The organism is Staphylococcus sp. 11007852 (assembly GCF_011394325.1).
GTDB classification, from domain to species: domain Bacteria; phylum Bacillota; class Bacilli; order Staphylococcales; family Staphylococcaceae; genus Staphylococcus; species Staphylococcus agnetis.
This window is the reverse complement of sequence record NZ_JAANBJ010000007.1, coordinates 1-17,853: the sequence shown is the minus strand read 5'-3', so window position 1 is coordinate 17,853 and position 17,853 is coordinate 1. Positions and strand designations below refer to the sequence as shown.

The 17,853-nt window shown below is 36.1% G+C and carries 20 protein-coding genes; 5 read left to right on the top strand and 15 right to left on the bottom strand.

Annotated features, from left to right (window positions below):
* Window positions 1-33 precede the first annotated feature (33 nt).
* From polX to zapA, 3 genes are all read right to left on the bottom strand, one after another.
* On the bottom strand, window positions 34-1,743 hold the full coding sequence (gene polX / locus G8Y85_RS01320; RefSeq protein ID WP_165805330.1) for a DNA polymerase/3'-5' exonuclease PolX: 1,710 nt from the start codon (window positions 1,741-1,743) through the stop codon (window positions 34-36).
* 75 nt (window positions 1,744-1,818) lie between these two features.
* Window positions 1,819-2,340 carry a CvpA family protein gene (locus G8Y85_RS01315; protein ID WP_103345126.1) on the bottom strand — a complete coding sequence of 174 codons (522 nt, stop codon included), beginning with the start codon at window positions 2,338-2,340 and terminating at the stop codon, window positions 1,819-1,821.
* A 1-nt stretch (window position 2,341) separates the two neighbouring features.
* Entirely contained in the window at window positions 2,342-2,608 is a 267-nt protein-coding gene (zapA, locus tag G8Y85_RS01310; RefSeq protein ID WP_037566133.1) for a cell division protein ZapA, read from the bottom strand.
* A 199-nt stretch (window positions 2,609-2,807) separates the two neighbouring features.
* On the opposite strand from zapA, the gene rnhC reads away from it, so the two are divergent.
* Window positions 2,808-3,734 carry a ribonuclease HIII gene (rnhC, locus tag G8Y85_RS01305; protein ID WP_165805329.1) on the top strand — a complete coding sequence of 309 codons (927 nt, stop codon included), beginning with the start codon at window positions 2,808-2,810 and terminating at the stop codon, window positions 3,732-3,734.
* A gap of 219 nt (window positions 3,735-3,953) precedes the next feature.
* On the opposite strand, the gene pheT is transcribed toward rnhC, so the two are convergent.
* The 5 genes from pheT to G8Y85_RS01280 all read right to left on the bottom strand — a co-directional run bounded on the left by pheT (window position 3,954) and on the right by G8Y85_RS01280 (window position 9,364).
* A complete protein-coding gene (pheT, locus tag G8Y85_RS01300; protein ID WP_165805328.1) occupies window positions 3,954-6,359 on the bottom strand; it encodes a phenylalanine--tRNA ligase subunit beta in 2,406 nt (801 codons plus the stop codon).
* Window positions 6,353-7,417 carry a phenylalanine--tRNA ligase subunit alpha gene (gene pheS / locus G8Y85_RS01295; RefSeq protein WP_060550828.1) on the bottom strand — a complete coding sequence of 355 codons (1,065 nt, stop codon included), beginning with the start codon at window positions 7,415-7,417 and terminating at the stop codon, window positions 6,353-6,355. The genes pheT and pheS overlap by 7 nt, the downstream gene beginning before the upstream one ends.
* 298 nt (window positions 7,418-7,715) lie before the next feature.
* Complete coding sequence (locus tag G8Y85_RS01290; RefSeq protein ID WP_103345135.1) at window positions 7,716-8,462, bottom strand: TrmH family RNA methyltransferase; 747 nt, start codon at window positions 8,460-8,462, stop codon at window positions 7,716-7,718.
* Window positions 8,463-8,605: 143 nt separating this feature from the next.
* Window positions 8,606-8,779: a 50S ribosomal protein L32 gene (rpmF, locus tag G8Y85_RS01285; protein WP_037566118.1), complete on the bottom strand. Its 174-nt coding sequence runs from the start codon at window positions 8,777-8,779 to the stop codon at window positions 8,606-8,608.
* Window positions 8,780-8,821: 42 nt separating this feature from the next.
* Window positions 8,822-9,364 carry a YceD family protein gene (locus tag G8Y85_RS01280; protein WP_037566113.1) on the bottom strand — a complete coding sequence of 181 codons (543 nt, stop codon included), beginning with the start codon at window positions 9,362-9,364 and terminating at the stop codon, window positions 8,822-8,824.
* Between the two features lie 126 nt (window positions 9,365-9,490).
* Between G8Y85_RS01280 and G8Y85_RS01275 the strand changes: the two genes are divergently transcribed.
* Window positions 9,491-10,627, top strand: a complete 1,137-nt coding sequence (locus G8Y85_RS01275) for a nucleotidyltransferase (RefSeq protein WP_103345129.1) — start codon at window positions 9,491-9,493, stop codon at window positions 10,625-10,627.
* 85 nt (window positions 10,628-10,712) lie between these two features.
* On the opposite strand, the gene coaD is transcribed toward G8Y85_RS01275, so the two are convergent.
* Together coaD and rsmD are read right to left on the bottom strand one after the other, a co-directional pair.
* Complete coding sequence (gene coaD / locus G8Y85_RS01270) at window positions 10,713-11,207, bottom strand: pantetheine-phosphate adenylyltransferase (RefSeq protein WP_103345130.1); 495 nt, start codon at window positions 11,205-11,207, stop codon at window positions 10,713-10,715.
* A complete protein-coding gene (gene rsmD / locus G8Y85_RS01265; protein ID WP_060552467.1) occupies window positions 11,200-11,751 on the bottom strand; it encodes a 16S rRNA (guanine(966)-N(2))-methyltransferase RsmD in 552 nt (183 codons plus the stop codon). Before rsmD ends, coaD begins: the two co-directional genes overlap by 8 nt.
* Before the next feature lie 59 nt (window positions 11,752-11,810).
* On the opposite strand from rsmD, the gene G8Y85_RS01260 reads away from it, so the two are divergent.
* The gene (locus G8Y85_RS01260) at window positions 11,811-12,200 is read left to right on the top strand and encodes a DUF7147 family protein (protein WP_037566103.1); all 390 of its coding nucleotides are present in this window, start codon (window positions 11,811-11,813) and stop codon (window positions 12,198-12,200) included.
* Here G8Y85_RS01260 and G8Y85_RS01255 read toward each other — a convergent pair whose 3' ends face one another.
* A complete protein-coding gene (locus G8Y85_RS01255; RefSeq protein ID WP_037566099.1) occupies window positions 12,201-12,449 on the bottom strand; it encodes a DUF2129 domain-containing protein in 249 nt (82 codons plus the stop codon).
* Between the two features lie 86 nt (window positions 12,450-12,535).
* Here G8Y85_RS01255 and G8Y85_RS01250 point away from each other — a divergent pair, with 86 nt between their 5' ends.
* A complete protein-coding gene (locus G8Y85_RS01250; RefSeq protein ID WP_107370671.1) occupies window positions 12,536-13,468 on the top strand; it encodes a glycerophosphodiester phosphodiesterase family protein in 933 nt (310 codons plus the stop codon).
* A 108-nt stretch (window positions 13,469-13,576) separates the two neighbouring features.
* Here G8Y85_RS01250 and G8Y85_RS01245 read toward each other — a convergent pair whose 3' ends face one another.
* The 4 genes from G8Y85_RS01245 to cyoE form a co-directional block, all read right to left on the bottom strand.
* Entirely contained in the window at window positions 13,577-14,014 is a 438-nt protein-coding gene (locus G8Y85_RS01245) for a YlbF/YmcA family competence regulator (RefSeq protein WP_107401410.1), read from the bottom strand.
* Window positions 14,007-15,080, bottom strand: coding sequence for a CAP domain-containing protein (locus tag G8Y85_RS01240; RefSeq protein ID WP_103345133.1), 1,074 nt, complete (start codon window positions 15,078-15,080; stop codon window positions 14,007-14,009). Before G8Y85_RS01240 ends, G8Y85_RS01245 begins: the two co-directional genes overlap by 8 nt.
* A gap of 123 nt (window positions 15,081-15,203) precedes the next feature.
* The gene (locus G8Y85_RS01235; RefSeq protein WP_060550821.1) at window positions 15,204-15,665 is read right to left on the bottom strand and encodes a DUF420 domain-containing protein; all 462 of its coding nucleotides are present in this window, start codon (window positions 15,663-15,665) and stop codon (window positions 15,204-15,206) included.
* A 24-nt stretch (window positions 15,666-15,689) separates the two neighbouring features.
* On the bottom strand, window positions 15,690-16,601 hold the full coding sequence (cyoE, locus tag G8Y85_RS01230; protein WP_037566091.1) for a heme o synthase: 912 nt from the start codon (window positions 16,599-16,601) through the stop codon (window positions 15,690-15,692).
* A 212-nt stretch (window positions 16,602-16,813) separates the two neighbouring features.
* Here cyoE and G8Y85_RS01225 point away from each other — a divergent pair, with 212 nt between their 5' ends.
* Entirely contained in the window at window positions 16,814-17,722 is a 909-nt protein-coding gene (locus G8Y85_RS01225) for a COX15/CtaA family protein (RefSeq protein ID WP_037566089.1), read from the top strand.
* Window positions 17,723-17,853: the final 131 nt, after the last annotated feature.

The following is a 17,853-nucleotide window of genomic DNA, read 5'->3' as shown; positions in this document are numbered from 1 at the left end:
GCATCAATTTAATTTTCGATTCGTTACTTCAAATCATTTTACTGATTTACTTTGGCGAATAAATGCTTGAAATTGTTCTCGCGTATAAGCATTAATGACTTGTGATTTTTTTACAAATCCTTTTTGTGCTGTCGCAACACCATAATGCATAAACGCCAAATGATTTGTATGATGCGCATCTGTATTTATTGTCAGTTTAAGTTGTGGATGGGCACGTAAAATTGTAGCATTTAAATCGAGACGTTGCGGATTGGCATTGATTTCTAATGCTGTTCCCGTCTCGCTACACATTCGCACGAGTTGCTCTATATTAACTTTATAACCCTCTCGACGTCCAATAATACGCCCTGTAGGATGCGCAATATGTCGCACATATGGGTTGTAACAGGCTGTTTCTAATCGTTTCATAATATCCGCTTCACTCTGATTAAAACTTTGATGTATCGCTGCAATAACGTAGTCGAGTTGTGCTAAAACATCGTCCTCATAATCTAACGTTCCATCTGGTAAAATGTCCATCTCTGTTCCAGAATAAATATCAATTTCATTATATTCCCGATTTAAAGCTTTAATCTCTTCATTTTGTTTGAGTAATTTTTCCACACTTAAACCATTCGCTACACGTAAATTTTTGGAATGGTCAGTAATACACATGAATTCATAGCCTTTTTGTATATTGGCTTCAACCATCTCTCGTAAAGACATCGCACCATCACTTGCAGTCGTATGCATATGAATATCACCACGAATATCGTCAAGTGTAATAATATCTGAAAGATCTTTATCGAACTCTGAACCATCTTCACGCAAACTAGGTGCAATCCACTCAACATTAAAGTGTGCATATATTTCAGCTTCACTATTGAATTGAAGTAATTGTCCGTCTGAACGCTCAATCCCATATTCACTTACCTTTTCGCCTTGTGCTTTTGCTAGTTGACGAATACGAATGTTATGATCTTTCGAACCCGTAAAATGTTGCAATGTATGATAGAAAGCTTCTGGCTCAATTAAACGAAAATCTACACCTATCGTTTCGTCTTCATAACTCATTTCTAGCGAGACTTTCGTTTCACCAACAGCTACTTCCTTAACTTTATTAGGTATATTTTTTAATGCCGCTTGCACCTTTAAAGGAGCTCTAGTACTTATAATATAATCTAAATCTTTACTCATTTCTTTCATACGTCTGAAACTACCCGCGACTTCAAACCGTTCAATTTCAGGTATCGTTTTTAAGTACGTTGTGATTTTATCATTGAGTCCGCGCATCATGTTAATAGGATAATGAGATTTCTTCGCACCCATCGCTTTGACAGCTTCTAAAATATTTTGCTCTGTTTTTTTCGCAAATCCTTTTAGCTCACTTACTTTACCTGCCTCACATGCTGCTTGCAATGAAGCTTTATCTGTTATATGAAGTGATTCATACAGTTTAGCAATTTTTTTACTGCCCAATCCTTGAATTTTAAGCAATGGTATTAATCCTTCAGGTACTTCATTTTGTAAAGTTTCTAAAGTCGGAGATGTCCCCGTATTTCGATACGTTTCAATGACTTCACCGACACCCTTACCTATATTTTTTAAGGTTGTAACATCTTCAATTTCATCTAAAGTGCGTTCATCTATTTCAAGACTTTGTGCTGCCTTACGATAAGCAGAAACTTTAAATGCATTTTCACCTTTAAGTTCCATATAAGTTGCAATATTCTCAAGTAAACGTATGATATCTTTTTTAGTCATTCAATTCACCTCATAAAAAAGAGGATGAAACGGTAAGTAATTTTTACATCGTACGCTCCAGCCTCTTAAGTTTATTTAAGTTAAAGTAAGTGTTATTTCAGATAGGATAGGAATGTGTGTAATGAACCATTTTGTTAAAGTCGCATGTTGCAAAGAGGATTGAATCAACGCATCTGGATACAGTGCCATCAATAATACTATAAAATGCAGTACAATAACACCTGAAATCAAACTCGTTATGACACCTAAAATACGTAAAGATAACAGATTACGGTGACGATAAGCCAAAGATGAGAACGTATCCAAAACGACGTGCATCAAAACTTTCACAATAAACATAATGATTAATAAACTGATAACTGCATTAAATGCATTTTCAGGTTCTTTAAATGGTAACGCGTAATGCATATGAAATGCATCCGTTTTAGGAAAGGGTACAAATAATTTTAAATATCGACTTAAGGGTCCATAAAATTGCAGTCCAACCCAAATCGAAAACATTGTACTACATAAGTGTAATAAGCTTGCGAGGAAGCCACGATAAAAGCCCAAAGCGGCATACACAAGAAGGATGGTACCGCTTATTACGATAAACATCCTAATGTCCTCTATGTTTTAAACGTTGTATTTCTTCGCGTAACTTGGCATTCTCTTCTTCTAACAAAACCAATTCATGCGTAACATTAACGGCTGTAAGTACAGCTTTACGTACGGAATCGAGTCCAGCATTACGCTGTCCCAATGTTCTAATTTTATCATCAACTAAATCCGCTACATAACGAATATGCTCAGGATCATTCTCACCAATAATCGTATAGTGCTGGTCATTAATCGTTACGTTTATTCTATTTTTAAACTCACCCATATCCTTTCACCTAGCCCTATCAATAAATTTATTCATCATCGTTCATTATACACGAGACAGTGGGTTTTGTGTATCATGGATTACGATTGACCACAATACATCACACAGTGCCTACAATCTGTGATAGGATTGAAACTGCAATATATGTAAACAATACATATCTTAGTTCATAGATGAATAAAATTAAAAGAGGGTTCTTATGGCAAATTTAGTAAAAACATTATCTCAATCAGAAATCGATCAACTGATGAAAAAAATCAAAACTGACACCTCTAAGCTCGGGCCAGGAATGATTGCTAAAGCGAAATATCAAGGTGTTACTATTAGTATATATAAATCACGTAAAGTTATGTTCCAAGGAAACAATGTAGACGCCGTTGCGACAGCATTATTAGGAGAAGCAATTACCCTACCAACTAAAAAATCAAATTCATCGTCATCAATGTCCAAATACAATCAACAAAATTGTATAGGTAGCGATGAAGCTGGCAGTGGTGACTATTTTGGTCCTCTAACCGTATGTGCTTGTTATGTAAGTCAAGCGCAGATCGATATACTGAAAACACTTGGTGTGGACGATTCTAAAAAATTAAATGATGCAAAGATAGTATCACTCGCCGAGCAACTCGTTACTTTTCTCCCACATTCTTTACTCGTTTTAGACAACCCTAAGTACAATGAACGTCAAGCGATGGGATGGTCTCAAGTAAAGATGAAAGCAGTTTTACATAATGAATGTATTAAAAATGTGCTCAAAAAAGTTGATAATGACGCAGTAGATGCTATTGTCATTGACCAATTTGCAGAACCTAGTGTTTATAAACGCTATGCATTAGGAACGATACCACTAGATGAACGGACACATTTTGAAACTAAGGGTGAATCAAAATCTCTTGCAATTGCAGCTGCCAGTATTATTTCACGGTATGCATTTGTCAAACATATGGATCATTTATCTCAACAAATGCATCAAACGATTTTAAAGGGTGCAAGTAGTAAAGTTGATCTTCTTGCTGCTCGTCTCATTGAGAAACATGGATTAAATCAATTAGACCTCATTACAAAAAAACATTTTAGTAATAGAAATAAAGCACTCAAATTAATTGAATCCAAACATTCAAAGTAAAGTTTTAATTCCTTATACTTCTATCAATAAAGAGGCATAACAGTGAACAAAGTTCATCTTTAAATATGATTTGTTGGCTGGTTGGATATACAGGATTGTTATTCCAATTCCCATAAAGTATTCAGAAGATTACATTCACTAGCTTTTAAATAAAGCGCACATAAAAGCGATGAAACAGCTTTAAAGCATGTTTCATCGCTTGCTTTCATGTTTTAAAATTTATCCTCTCAAAGTAGCACCTTGGTGTTCTAACGCTCTTAAGATTCCTTCATGTACCTCTGCAACTTGTGCCTCTGTTAATGTATTTTCAGTATCTAAATATTCAAGACGAATGGCTACTGACTTTTTGCCCGCTTCCATGTGTTCACCCTCATATACATCAAATACAGACGCTTGTTTTAATAAACGGCCTCCTGTATTTTCAATTGTATCAATAAGTGATGATACACGTACCTCTGTATCTACAACAAGTGCGATATCACGTGTTACTCCAGGAAATTTAGGAATTTGGCTATAATTAATATAACCTACGTTAAATGTCATTATTTTTTCGTAATTTAATTCAAATACATACGTACGTCCTAAATCATAAGTTTTAGCTACAGATGGGTGTAACTCACCAATGAAGCCAATGACCTCACCTTGACATAATACTTTTGCTGTTCGACCTGGATGCAACCCATCAATTTTGGCCGTTTCATAGTCAAATGAAAGTGCCAATTTATCTGCCACTCGGTCTACAACACCTTTAACGAGATAAAAATCGACCACTTCTTTTTTAGCCTGCCATGGATTTGCGACATAATCCCCTGTCATTATTCCACTCAAATATTCAACTTCATCAGGTAATTGACCCTCGCCATTACTGAAAAAAACATTACCAATTTCATATAATGCGATATTTTGATTTTTACGTGCTACATTGTACTGTGCTGCATCGATTAAGTGAGGGATTAGACTTTGACGTAACGTTGAATGTGCTTCACTCATTGGCATTAACAATTTAATAACATCACGCGATTGTGTCGTAAATGCCGTTGCACGCTTTTCATCTACTAATGAATACGTAATGGCTTGTGATAATCCTGCCCCTTCAAGCACATGACGTACAACACGTGTTTTACGTTGACGGTCTGTTAACGCACCACTAGTCACTGTCTCAAATACAGGAAGTGATGATGGCAAATTATCATAACCATAAATACGCGCAATTTCTTCAATGATGTCTGCTTCAATTTTGATATCAGGACGGCGAGATGGCACAATCACTTGTAGCGTGTCATTTGCAACCGATGTTTTAAATCCGAGTTGTTCTAACGCTTCAATCATTTCTGATTCTGAAACGTTAAAACCAATTGTACGGTTGACTTTTTCTACAGTAATGTCAATAGTATGCGTAAAGGAACCTAAGTATCCTTGAGATACACGGCCTTGCATCACTGATCCACCAGCTAATACTTCTAAAAGATGACAGGCACGGTCTACAGCTTCATTGACAAATTCTGTTGCCAATCCTTTTTCAAAGCGGCTTGAAGATTCACTTCTTAAATTTAAACGGCGTGACGTATGACGTATCGCTACAGGATCAAATAAAGCCCCTTCTACTACAACATTTGTAGTTTGGTCTGTCACTTCCGAGAAATCGCCACCCATAACACCACCTAATGCAATCGGCTGTTCACCATTGGTGATTACAATGTCATTTTCCTGTAATTGACGTTCTTGATCATCTAAAGTAGTCATTGTTTCGCCTTCACGCGCTTGACGTACTACAATTTCATTTGAACCAATTTGGTCTTGATCAAACATATGCAATGGTTGACCATATTCAAGTAACACATAATTTGAAATATCTACAACGTTATTAATTGGTCGAATGCCTGCTTTCATTAAACGCGCTTGCATCCATTCTGGAGAAGGCGCAATTCGAACGTTTTTAACAATACGTGCACTATAATACGGAACTTTATCATCATTAAGGATTTTAACTGTCAATTCATCTTGTGCATGACCTGTTTCTACCTTGATTGACGTATCTGGTTTTTGAACTGGTTGATGATATAAAGCGCCCACTTCATATGCGGTTCCAATCATACTTAATGCATCAGAACGGTTAGGTGTAAGGTCAAATTCCATTAATTGGTCATCTAAATAAAGGGCTTTTAACGCATCCGTTCCAGGTTCAACTTGAGTAGAAAAGTTATAAATTCCTTCTTCAAAAGCCTTAGGCACAACATTGCTCGCTAGGCCAATTTCTTGTAACGAACAAATCATCCCTTCAGATACTTGACCACGTAATTTCGCGCGTTTAATTTTCACGCCACCTGGTAGTCGACCACCCACTTTAGCCACAATGACTGTTTGTCCAGCACCAACGTTAGGCGCACCACAAACGATTTGAACAGGTTCTGTTTCGCCGATATTCACTTGACATACATTTAATTTATCAGCATCAGGATGCTTTTGTATTGCTTCGACATAGCCTACTACTAAATTTTTAATATTTGCAGTGAAATCTACTATATCATCAACCTCAATACCAGAACGTGTAATGCGTTCAGCTAAATCTTCAATCGATACATCAACATCTACATAGGATTCTAACCACTCTTTTGAAATTAACATGTTGTTTCACCTCTATCTTCCACTGCTTTAAATTGGTCTAAGAAACGTACGTCATTTGTGTAGAAATGACGAATATCTTCGATGCCATATTTCAACATAGCGATACGGTCTGGTCCCATACCAAAGGCAAATCCTGAGTAACGTTTTGAATCAAAACCTGCCATTTCAAGTACGTTAGGATGAACCATACCTGCACCTAAAATTTCAATCCAACCTGTTTGTTTACAAACATTACAACCTTTTCCTTTACATTTAAAACATGATACGTCAACTTCAACAGATGGTTCAGTAAATGGGAAATAACTTGGACGTAATCGAATTTCACGATCTGCACCAAATAAGGATTTAGCTAATAGTTCTAATGTTCCTTTTAAATCACTCATCTTAATGTTTTCATCCACAACAAGTCCTTCAATTTGTGTGAATTGATGACTATGTGTAGCATCATCAGAATCACGACGATACACTTTACCCGGACAAATAATTTTGACTGGCCCTTTACCTTTTCTTTTTTCCATCGTACGTGCTTGCACAGGTGAGGTATGTGTACGCATTAATATGTCTTCTGTAATGTAAAAACTATCTTGCATGTCGCGTGCTGGATGTGATTTAGGCAAGTTCAATGCTTCAAAATTATAATAATCTTGTTCTACTTCATAACCAGTGACGATTTCATAACCTAACCCTAAAAACAAATCTTCAATTTCTTCAATCGTACGCGTCAGCGGATGTGTTGCTCCATTCGCAATTTGGCGACCTGGTAATGTAACGTCTATTGATTCTTCAGCAAGTTGTTGATTTAAACTTTCTTCAGCTAAATAAGCTTGTCTTTCGTCAATAGCCTGAGTAATAGCTTGACGCACATCATTAACCTGTTGTCCATATGCTGGCTTTTCTTCTTTAGGTAAATCCTTCATATTTTTCATTAATCCTGTAACAAGACCCTTTTTACCTAAATATTTGACCTTCACATCTTGTAACACTTTTTCACTATCGGCATGTTGTATCGCTCCAAGTGCTTCGGTTTTGATTTGCACCATTTCATCTGTGTGTGACATAATAATCCTCCTTAAAAAATAAAAAGACCCCGTCCTATACTTGGGACGAAGTCTTTCCGTGGTACCACCCAGTTTTATGTAGTCTTCTACATACACTCTGAATTTATGTGGGTAACGGGTCATAAGCCCGACTTAAATTTCTTTAAGTAGCTAAAAAGGTGAAAAAAACGTTACACAATTGAGGTGACTTTCAGTTAATGTCAACCTTCCCTATACAATTGCCCCGTATCGTTTCCGTCTTTTTGTAAGCAAAATATTCATTTCAATACTTCAATTATATACAGGAGTATTTTTAGGGTCAACCCTTTAAATGAAACATTAAAATCCCGGCTGCGATCGCTACGTTTAAACTTTCTGCACGCCCATAGATGGGTATAGTAACGTTTTGTGTCGTAGCTTTTAGAATTTCATCACTTATACCTTCACCTTCGTTACCCAAAACCAGTGCAAAAGTATTTTGTTGCTTCTCTAAACTGTGATAAGAGACCGCATCAACTAGAGCTGTTCCATAAACAGGTCCATTAAATTGATGAATAAATGCTACTACGTCATCTACAACCATCACTGGAATATGAAAGACACTCCCTTGACTTGCACGTAATACTTTATCCGAATATACATCTGCAGTGCCCTTAGAAAGAATAACAGCATCTAGGCCCGCTGCATCAGCAGTTCGAATTAGCGTCCCTACATTCCCAGGGTCTTGTAAGCGATCAAGAATCAACACTTGTCGTGCATCTTTGATTTGAGACTCAGGTTTTTTAATAATCGCAAAAATACCTTGAGGAGTGACAGTACCCGCAAGCGTCTCAGCAACTTTCATATTAATTTCATAAACGTGCGTACTCGCATGAATTATCGTCTCATCAACACGTTGTACGTCTAAAACAAATAGATGTTCAATTTTAATGTTATTTTGAATCGCTTCTTCTACTAAATGATAGCCTTCTAATACTGCTAACCCTTGTTTATCGCGTTCGCGCTTTTTCTTCAGTTTTTGAAATAGTTTCACTTTTGCATTTTGATTGGACGTAATTTGCTCCATATTCATTCCTCAACTCTTCATCTTTTGTCTTCATTTTATCATAGGTTCATTAACGCATCCTACTTCGATCATACTGTCACGTACTGATAAGACATAAAAAAATCGCTTCGACCAATATGTCAAAGCGATACACATCATTTCGATTATTTAGAAACGACTTCTTCACCTTTGTATGAACCACATGCTGGACATACACGGTGTGATAATTTTAATTCACCACAGTTTGGGCATTCTTGCATACCTGGTACTGCTAATTTAAAATGCGTACGGCGTTTGTTTTTTCTTGTTTTAGAAGTTCTTCTTTTTGGTACTGCCATGATTAATCCTCCCTTTTATTCATTACATATGACGCATGGATGTTAGTGTGCGCGATCACTATCATCGTAGAACTGTTGTAATTTTTGAAGCCTTGGATCGACTTTCTTATGCGACTCATCTTGTGAAGGGTCGTTATCCAAAATTTGTGTTTCGTCAACAACTTCCCAACCTTGGCCACCTGTTAACATGTCCTCACTGTCATCAGCAACGACACGCATAGGTTTTTCTAACATCACAATCTCTTCCGCGATTGCACGAAGATTGATGATGCCATCCGTCGCAAGATGATAATGTTCATCGTCCTCATCTTCGTATAAACCATCTAAATCAAACACTTCCGTCGACGTCGTATCAAATGGAACCTCTACAGGCTTAAGTGTACGAGCACATGCCATCGTATACGTACCCGTTAAATGCATCGTAGCAACGACTTCATTTGACTTTACGATTAATTCACCTTCAATGTGAACTGGCGAGATATCAATTATATCTAAAGTTCCAGCTAAATCGTTAAATTCAACAGTTTGATTAAATTTAAAAGGTTGTCCTTGGTATTTTCTTAATTGTGTTATTGACCATTTCATATGGCTTCACCTCTAACAAGCACAAAATTTATTTTAACTTTTGACGCTAAAGTTGTCAAGATTTTTTCTTAACATCTTTAGTTCTGTTACAATACTCATAATGAGACACGAAAGGAAAGAAAGCAAATGAAAAGTGTTGCCTTCATTACAGAGTATAATCCCTTTCATAACGGCCATCTTTATCATGCGCAACAATCTAAAAAGATAACAAATGCTGACGTTTCGATTGCAATCATGAGTGGTCATTTCATGATGCGTGGAATGCCTTCAATGTTTTCAAAGTTTACACGCACAAAGATGGCTTTGCATGGCGTTGACCTTGTAGTTGAATTACCTTTGATAGGCAGTTTATCCTCAAGTGATCGCTTTGCAGAAATGGGAATTAAAATTGCAAAGTATTTAAATGTTAACGCCTTATCATTTGGGAGTGAAAGTGGCGACATTGACACATTGCAAACGCTGTGTGACAAATTGCTTCAATTAGAAGAAAACCCATTATTTACGCATCAAATTAAACAAGGTAAAAGTTATCCTAGAATCGTGCGCGAACTTTTAAATGATTCGACACTCGACAGTCCTAACAATATCCTTGCATTGTCGTATTTAAAGCAACTTTCAATCCAGCAAAGTACTATCCGACCTTATACGATACCACGTATGCATGCCAGTCATCATCAAAATCATATTCATCATGGTACGTTTGCGAGTGGCTCAGCGATACGCCGAGAATTAATGAATCAAAGTACCAAGTGGAAGACATGTGTGCCTGAATCGAATCTCAACTTGTTTCAGCATCCCTATACGGATACAACCATGCTTTTTCAATTGATAAAATTTGCCATTCTTCAACATGATACCAATACACTCGCCTCAATTTACACCATGAGCGAAGGTTTCGAACATCGACTTAAACGAGAAATCCGACAAGTGGACAATTATGACGCTTTAATGTCTCGATTAAAAACTAAACGTTATACGTATACTCATATTCAACGCATATTAATGAATGTATTATTAAACGTTACACGTGCAGATGTCGATACCTCTGTAAACGCAATCAGAGTTTTAGGGATGACACTTAAAGGTCAAGCATATTTAAAACAATTAAAACAACAACATCCAGATAAACACATTGTCACGAATGTTAATAAAAAGAATGCACATTATTTCAAGCAAGAGATCAAAGCCACTGAAATATACAACCTTCTCACAAACCAACAATGTACGGATTTCAACACTCCCGTCACGATATACCACACATAATTTAATCACTTTGAAAATATTGACATTACAAAAGCGCTGATGACATCTCAGCGCTTTACCATTGTATGTGATAACATTTCAATATTTAATTGTGATGATGTTGAAACTTTTTTATTAATGCTTCTTCAACTGGTTTTGGTACAAATTCTGAAATATTCGCATCATATTGTGCCACTTCTTTAACAACACTTGAACTAATAAATGAATAATCAGTTGACGTCATCATATATAACGTTTCAACTTTTGGATTTAATTTACGATTCATTGACGTTAAACGCAACTCATATTCAAAATCACTCACTGCACGTAAACCACGTATAATTGTCGTCGCACCAATCGCATCACAAAAGTCTACAAGCAAACCGCCATATGAATGGACATAGACGTTATCTAAATGTGATACAGATGCTTCAATCAGTGCAATACGTTCCTCAGAGGTGAATGTTCCTTGTTTATTACTATTGCGCAGCACACAAATATGTAATTCCTCAAAACGTTCTGCACTACGCTCAATTATATCGATGTGTCCGTACGTGATAGGGTCGAAACTCCCGGGTATAACTGCTTTTGTATTAGCCATGACTGTCTCCTTTTTCTAATAAACAAGTATCTGTTAAACCATAGTGATATCGTTTGATTTCTTTGAAGCCGTCTATTTTTATAGATTCACGATGACTAAACTCACACACGATAATACCATTATTTTTTAATAAATCAAATGCCTTTATACGCTCTAAAGCTTTATCAATTAACCCTTTTTCATAAGGTGGATCTAGGAAAATGATATCAAATTGGATGTCACGTTTACTTAATGCTTTTAATGCACGGTCAGCATTATTTTTATAAACTTCCGTTTGTGATTCTAAATGTAACTTACTAATATTTTGACGAATAATTTTAATCGCACCATAATTTTGATCGACGAAAATCATTTTATCCATACCACGTGAAAGTGCCTCAATTCCTAAGCCACCACTTCCAGCAAACAAATCTAACCCTATACCTTGAACATCGTGCAAACTGTTAAATATACCCTCTTTCACTTTATCCATGGTTGGTCGCGTATTACGCCCTTCAAGCGTATTGAGTTGTTTACTTTTATGTTTCCCTGCAATGACACGCATCATTTGACACTTCCAATCTTTTTTCATTTTTAATATAATGCCCATAAAGGAGGAACATCATGAAACAATCATTTATAGTCCTTGGGAATGGACTCACTGACTTATACGAATTTAAAACCTTAATCGCTTATAATCACCCTAGAATTGAACGCATTGTCTTTTTTCATACACCGAAATCTGAAGCTAAACGCTCTTCGGTCGCAATGATTATGAAGCCTACAGAAGGCAGATACTTTCAAGGTATATATATCATGTTAAACGCGTTAAACTATCCATATCCTGAATCTAATCGCAAATTCGAACTTATTCAATCATTCATTGAACCTTATCAAATAGAGATGGTTGGCGTAGATGTACATGAACCTGAAGCGTATCCAGAACTTGAGCTTTATTTTAATTATCTAAAAAGTGTTTTAAGATTACAGCATTGGTTACCCCCATTGGAATAACTAGAATTCATACTTTTCCTTTTCATACACTTTTTTTATCGTTTTATAAGGTGAACCCATGATGTCAGTGACATATTTGAGTTTCATTAATTTTTGAATGACGACATCCACTTGTTTTTGATCAACATACATAGCAACATACTTATGTGTTTTACTTGTCGCTACGATATGTCCGTATTTTCTAATGTGTCGCTCGTGTTTCATATTTTTTAAGTAAATGATTAATTTTTCACGTTGTACGATTTCCATATTATCACCTCGCACTTTCACGCTTATATCGTACCATGTCTGTATTCAAAACGAAAAGATAAATTTCTTATAAGGAGAAGTGAGCTATGACAAAAACGACGCGTTCATTCATAAAAGCCATCAATCACGTAAGATACTTTATAAAGAAGGATAAACAAGAAGTCATACTCAATAATGCGTGTTCCCCTTATAAGATTGCCCCTTATTTCCAACACAATCCTCCATATCTGTTAAGCCATAGAGGCGGTATGTATGAACGTCCAGAACATACACAACTTGCTTTTGACCATAGTCAGCAATTAGGGCTCACTGGTTTTGAAATTGATATCCGGCTCACTAAAGACGAGCATGTTGTCGTATTTCATGACCCGGATGTTGATCGTACAACCAATGGGTCTGGTCTTGTATGTCAACACACACTCGAAGAACTTTTAAGACTAGATGCGGGGTATCATTTTAAAGATATGGATGGCACCAAACCTTATAAGGGTCATCCTAAAGCTAAAATTATAACTTTGGCTAAGTTATTAAAACAGTACCCCAACCAATTAATTAATATTGATATTAAAGATGATCCAAAGTCATTTGTAGGCCAAATTGCAGCGGAACGCCTTTATGAAGTGATTATGGAGCACCATGCACAACAACGCGTTTTAGTTACAAGTTTTCATAAAAAACAAATTGAACGTTTTAACCAACTTCATCATAATAAAATTGCGACTGGAGCAAGTCAAGCTGAAGTGACCGAGGGAATCATAAAGCTATTTTTAGGATTCCCTTATTTATATAAAGGGCAAGCGCACACTTTTCAAATGCCCTTGTCCCATCGAGGAATTTCACTTATTTCTGTTAAATTAATCAATTGGTTAAATTCTAAAAATATTTTTCCAGGTTATTATGGGGTGAATCGATTGGATTTAATGGATGAATTAGTTGAAAAAGGTGTGCATACCATCGTTACCGACCGCCCTACAATAGCACATCAGTTTTTTATACGAAAAAATGATACTTCTAATTAACTTACATTAATAAAAGAAGATTCATATGCAATCATCAAGTCTTTTTGACTATGTAAAAACGCCTTTCAAATGACACATTAACTTGTGCTTTGAAAGGCGCTTTTCATTTTACTGCGATTGACATCGACAAGCATCACCAGTGGCACAACCATGAGCAAGCTTATCAAACAACGGCGTACCCGCGTCCACTTTGACATGTTCTGAAATACTCGTAGCTAAAATCGTTATAACTTCATCAATTAATTGCTGTAACGCTGTCTCCGCTTTTTTAAAAGCAATAACAGTTGGATGCATTTCATAAGCTCTTTTAGCCTGTCTCGTACATACCATCACACTTTGATAATCTGGATGATAACGTCCAAAACGTTGTACCTCATTGTACCTTTGACGTTCCACTAAAAATGATTGATACAAGCGTTGTGCAGCTTCATCATCTTTTAAACATTGATGCGCCAACTGATATTGATGTGCCAACTCAGAGTCTCTAATCATATCACCAAGTTCATCCGTGCGATCTAAAATTGTCATCAATGCGTCGTTAAACATGCGCATCATCCTCCTCTAGAAAAATGAGTATGAAATATTGACGATCGATTTCGCCGCCCATTGTCGTATATTTTTCATTTAGCATTCTCGAACGATGGGCATCTGAATTCATCCAACTATGTGTAAGCGTCGGAATATCATTGAAATTGTACGCCACATTTTGTGAAACACTATGATAATGTAAATCCGTCTGATCTAATACATTCATTAAACTCGATTCTGTAAATGAGCGATTGTCTGTGGATAATGTGTTAAACAAATTAACATTCGCTACACTTTCAAGCTTACCTTCAACTTTCAATGGCTTTTGATGATATAACTGGCGCATCTCATTCGTTAATTCATACAAAGTTAAACGTTGGTTAACATCTTGGTCCGGATTTTTATGCGCTTCTTTTTGATTCACTTCATCCTCTGTTAAAACATCTGTCTCATTTTGCTTATATGGGTTCATCGCGACCAATGCTTCTTTGTCTAAAAAACGCAACCCAATCACACGATTTGTTTGTTGATCTATAAATACTTGCGCATAAATATCACCAAATTGAATTAATGCTTGTGTTTTAATATCTTTATCAGAAAGTTCATAGTGATATTGGCGTCCATTGAGACTAAATTGAGGTTCCGTATTAAATGAGAAGTTGTTATATAAATGGTCAGCACGTGAATGAATGTCAATCGGTCCTGTTTGAGATTTAGAACCTTCGCCTGTGACATATACAGATTTCACCTTATTATTTTTCGCTGTAATGATAAGATACATATGTTTTCTGTGAAAAATATAATTTTTAAAATCATGATCAAATGAGTACGTACGATCCGCTTGCCCATATTTTTTTGTTACTTTATCCATTGTTGTGCCTACGAGCGTACCTACCCCACTCTTTAACTTAGGATTTTCTCCTTCATTTGATTTAGGTTTAGGCGTATTGCTACGTTTAACCACATCTTTAGACTGATTAGGGTTTTCTAAAACGTCGAACTCAAGTTTCGGTGAGTAAAATAAATAAACTAAAAATGCGATAAGTAACATAACACCTATCACTTTGAACACGATACTTTTCATAGGCACCTCCTTCAACGCATGTGATTTTACAATATTTTCCCATTTTTTCTACAAAAGTCAAAATAATTCATATAAAAAAGGGTTGTAACGTGATATCGTACCATCAGTTACAACCTAACATAATTATAGACCAAATGTCGCTTTTATTAATGACGTCGTTTCGCCACCAGGATATAAAACATATAATAAGATGTACACTGCGACACCTGTAATCGCTGTGAAGAACCATACTAAAGAAGCTGATGGTCCAATTTTACGATGCACATGATATTTATCTTTTAAACCTGTAATAATTTGAATGAGACCAAGTACTGCACCAACTGTCGCTAATGTGATGTGACAGAATAAAAATATCGTATAGTACACTTTAATTGAATCAGGTCCACCAAACGCTGTATTACCTATAAAAATTGTGCGACTTGCATAAATTGTAAAGAATACAACAGCAAAGATTGCGGCGAATAACATCGCTTTTTTATGTTTTTCAATTTCTTTTTTCCAAATCAATCTCCAACCAATAGCGACAAAGATTGCGCTAATTACAATACACATAGTACTAATCGTAGGTAAAATTGGTATGCTCATCATTAACCCTCACTCGTTTTTCATTTAAATCATATTGATTAAAGTCATCACAACGACTAATGCAAAAAATACAACTAAATAGTTTAACGAATAAATAAACATTTTTGTTGCCCATTTGTTTTCAACAGCAGTCGCTTTAAAACTAGTTAATCCTAAATAAATCCATCCTATATTTAATAGAGTGGCAAGAACAACAAACACTATGCCAAGTTGCATCATTAAAAAAGGAATTGGCAATAATCCAACTAGCCACATAAACATTCCTAAACGTGTGCGTTGAAACCCTTTCACTGAAGGTAACATCGGAATATTGGCCATTGCATATTCATCTTTCCTCTTAATTGCTAATGCATAAAAGTGAATCGGTTGCCAACAAAAAACAACTAAAAATAACGCCCACGCTAATATGGAGAGCTGGCCATCTATAGCAGCCCACCCGATTAATGGTGGTACAGCTCCAGGAAAACTTCCAATCACTGTATTCCATGTCGTATGACGCTTTGACCAAATCGAATAGAATGAAACGTAGCCGATGACACCAGCTAAACCAATCACACCTGACGGAATGTTAAGCATGAAAAGTAGGATTTCTCCTACCACAATCATTCCTAAACTTAAAATTAAAAGATGATGATTAGAAATCCGATCGTTGACAGTAGGACGATTTTGTTTACTAGGCATGATACGGTCGATATCTTGATCGTAATAATTATTAAGTGCACATGCGCCACCCATAACCAACGTCGAACCAAGCATCATTGTAACAATTTGTGGAATGGATGCTAAAAAAGCATGGTGCGTAAATATAATGGCGAGCCAAGCCCCAGCAAACGCAGGTATCAGGTTACCTTGAACAAGGCCTAACTTGATAATCTGCTTTAATTCTTGTAAAGTTACTCGTCCTTTAGATTGAACGGTTAACTCGGATTTAGACATCATTTACCCCCCTTAAAAATTTCATATAATACAATGATATATTAAAGTGAAATACTTTACTAGATGAATCACAAAAAAAATGTGACACTTTATCGACATTCTTTGAAAGTCATGATTAAGTCACATTTATAAGTGTGTTTTTTGATATAATAAACCTAAATGTAAAATTTACGTCATTTTTTACAACTTTATGAATAACGGGGTGTTGAGCAGTGTTTAGAAAGCGAAACCTAAAGTGGCTTTCGGTCTTAGCTACTTTAATGATGGTATGGGTTCAGCTTGGTGGTGCACTTGTTACAAAAACCGGTTCTGCTGATGGTTGCGGTTCAGACTGGCCACTTTGTCACGGTGCTTTTTTACCTGAAAACCTCCCGATAGAAACGATTATTGAGCTGAGTCATCGCGCTGTGTCTGGACTCTCACTACTCATCGTTCTTTGGCTTGTGATTACATCTTGGAAGCATATCGGGCATATAAAAGAAGTAAAACCATTATGTAAAATTAGTGTTGGTTTCTTATTAATACAAGCATTAATCGGGGCTGCCGCAGTGATGTGGCAACAAAATGATTATATATTAGCACTACATTTTGGAATATCTTTGATCAGTTTCTCATCGGTATTTGTGTTAACGTTAATTATTTTTAATTTAGATCAAAAGTATGAAGCGAATATTGTGCATATTCGTAAACCGCTGCAACGTTTAACGTGGTTAATGGCGGGTGTGATATATGTAGCCATTTACACAGGTGCCTTAGTTCGGCATACCGACTCTAGCTTAGCTTATGGGGCATGGCCATTACCATTCAATGATTTAGTCCCACATGATATGCATGACTGGGTGCAATTAGCGCATCGCATCTTAGCATTCATTGCATTTATGACTGTTATGTTTGTTTACATCCATGCAGTGAAAAATTATCCTAACATTCGTACAATCACATACGGTTATACTGCAAGCTTTATTTTTATTATTCTGCAAGTCGTTACCGGTGCTTTATCAGTCATTACTAATGTAAATCTTATTATTGCTCTATTCCACGCATTGTTCATTACACTGCTCTTTGGAATGATTAGTTATTTCTTATTGCTCATATTAAGATCTAACCGCGGTGACCAATAAAATTAAAAAACAGCATCAAAGAAAAATGCATGTTTATAGACGACCATCAAAGTTCTTTTATGAATTTTGGTGGTTTTTTATTATTCCAAAAATGTACGTTGCATATTCATGAAAATGATGTTGAAGTGTTT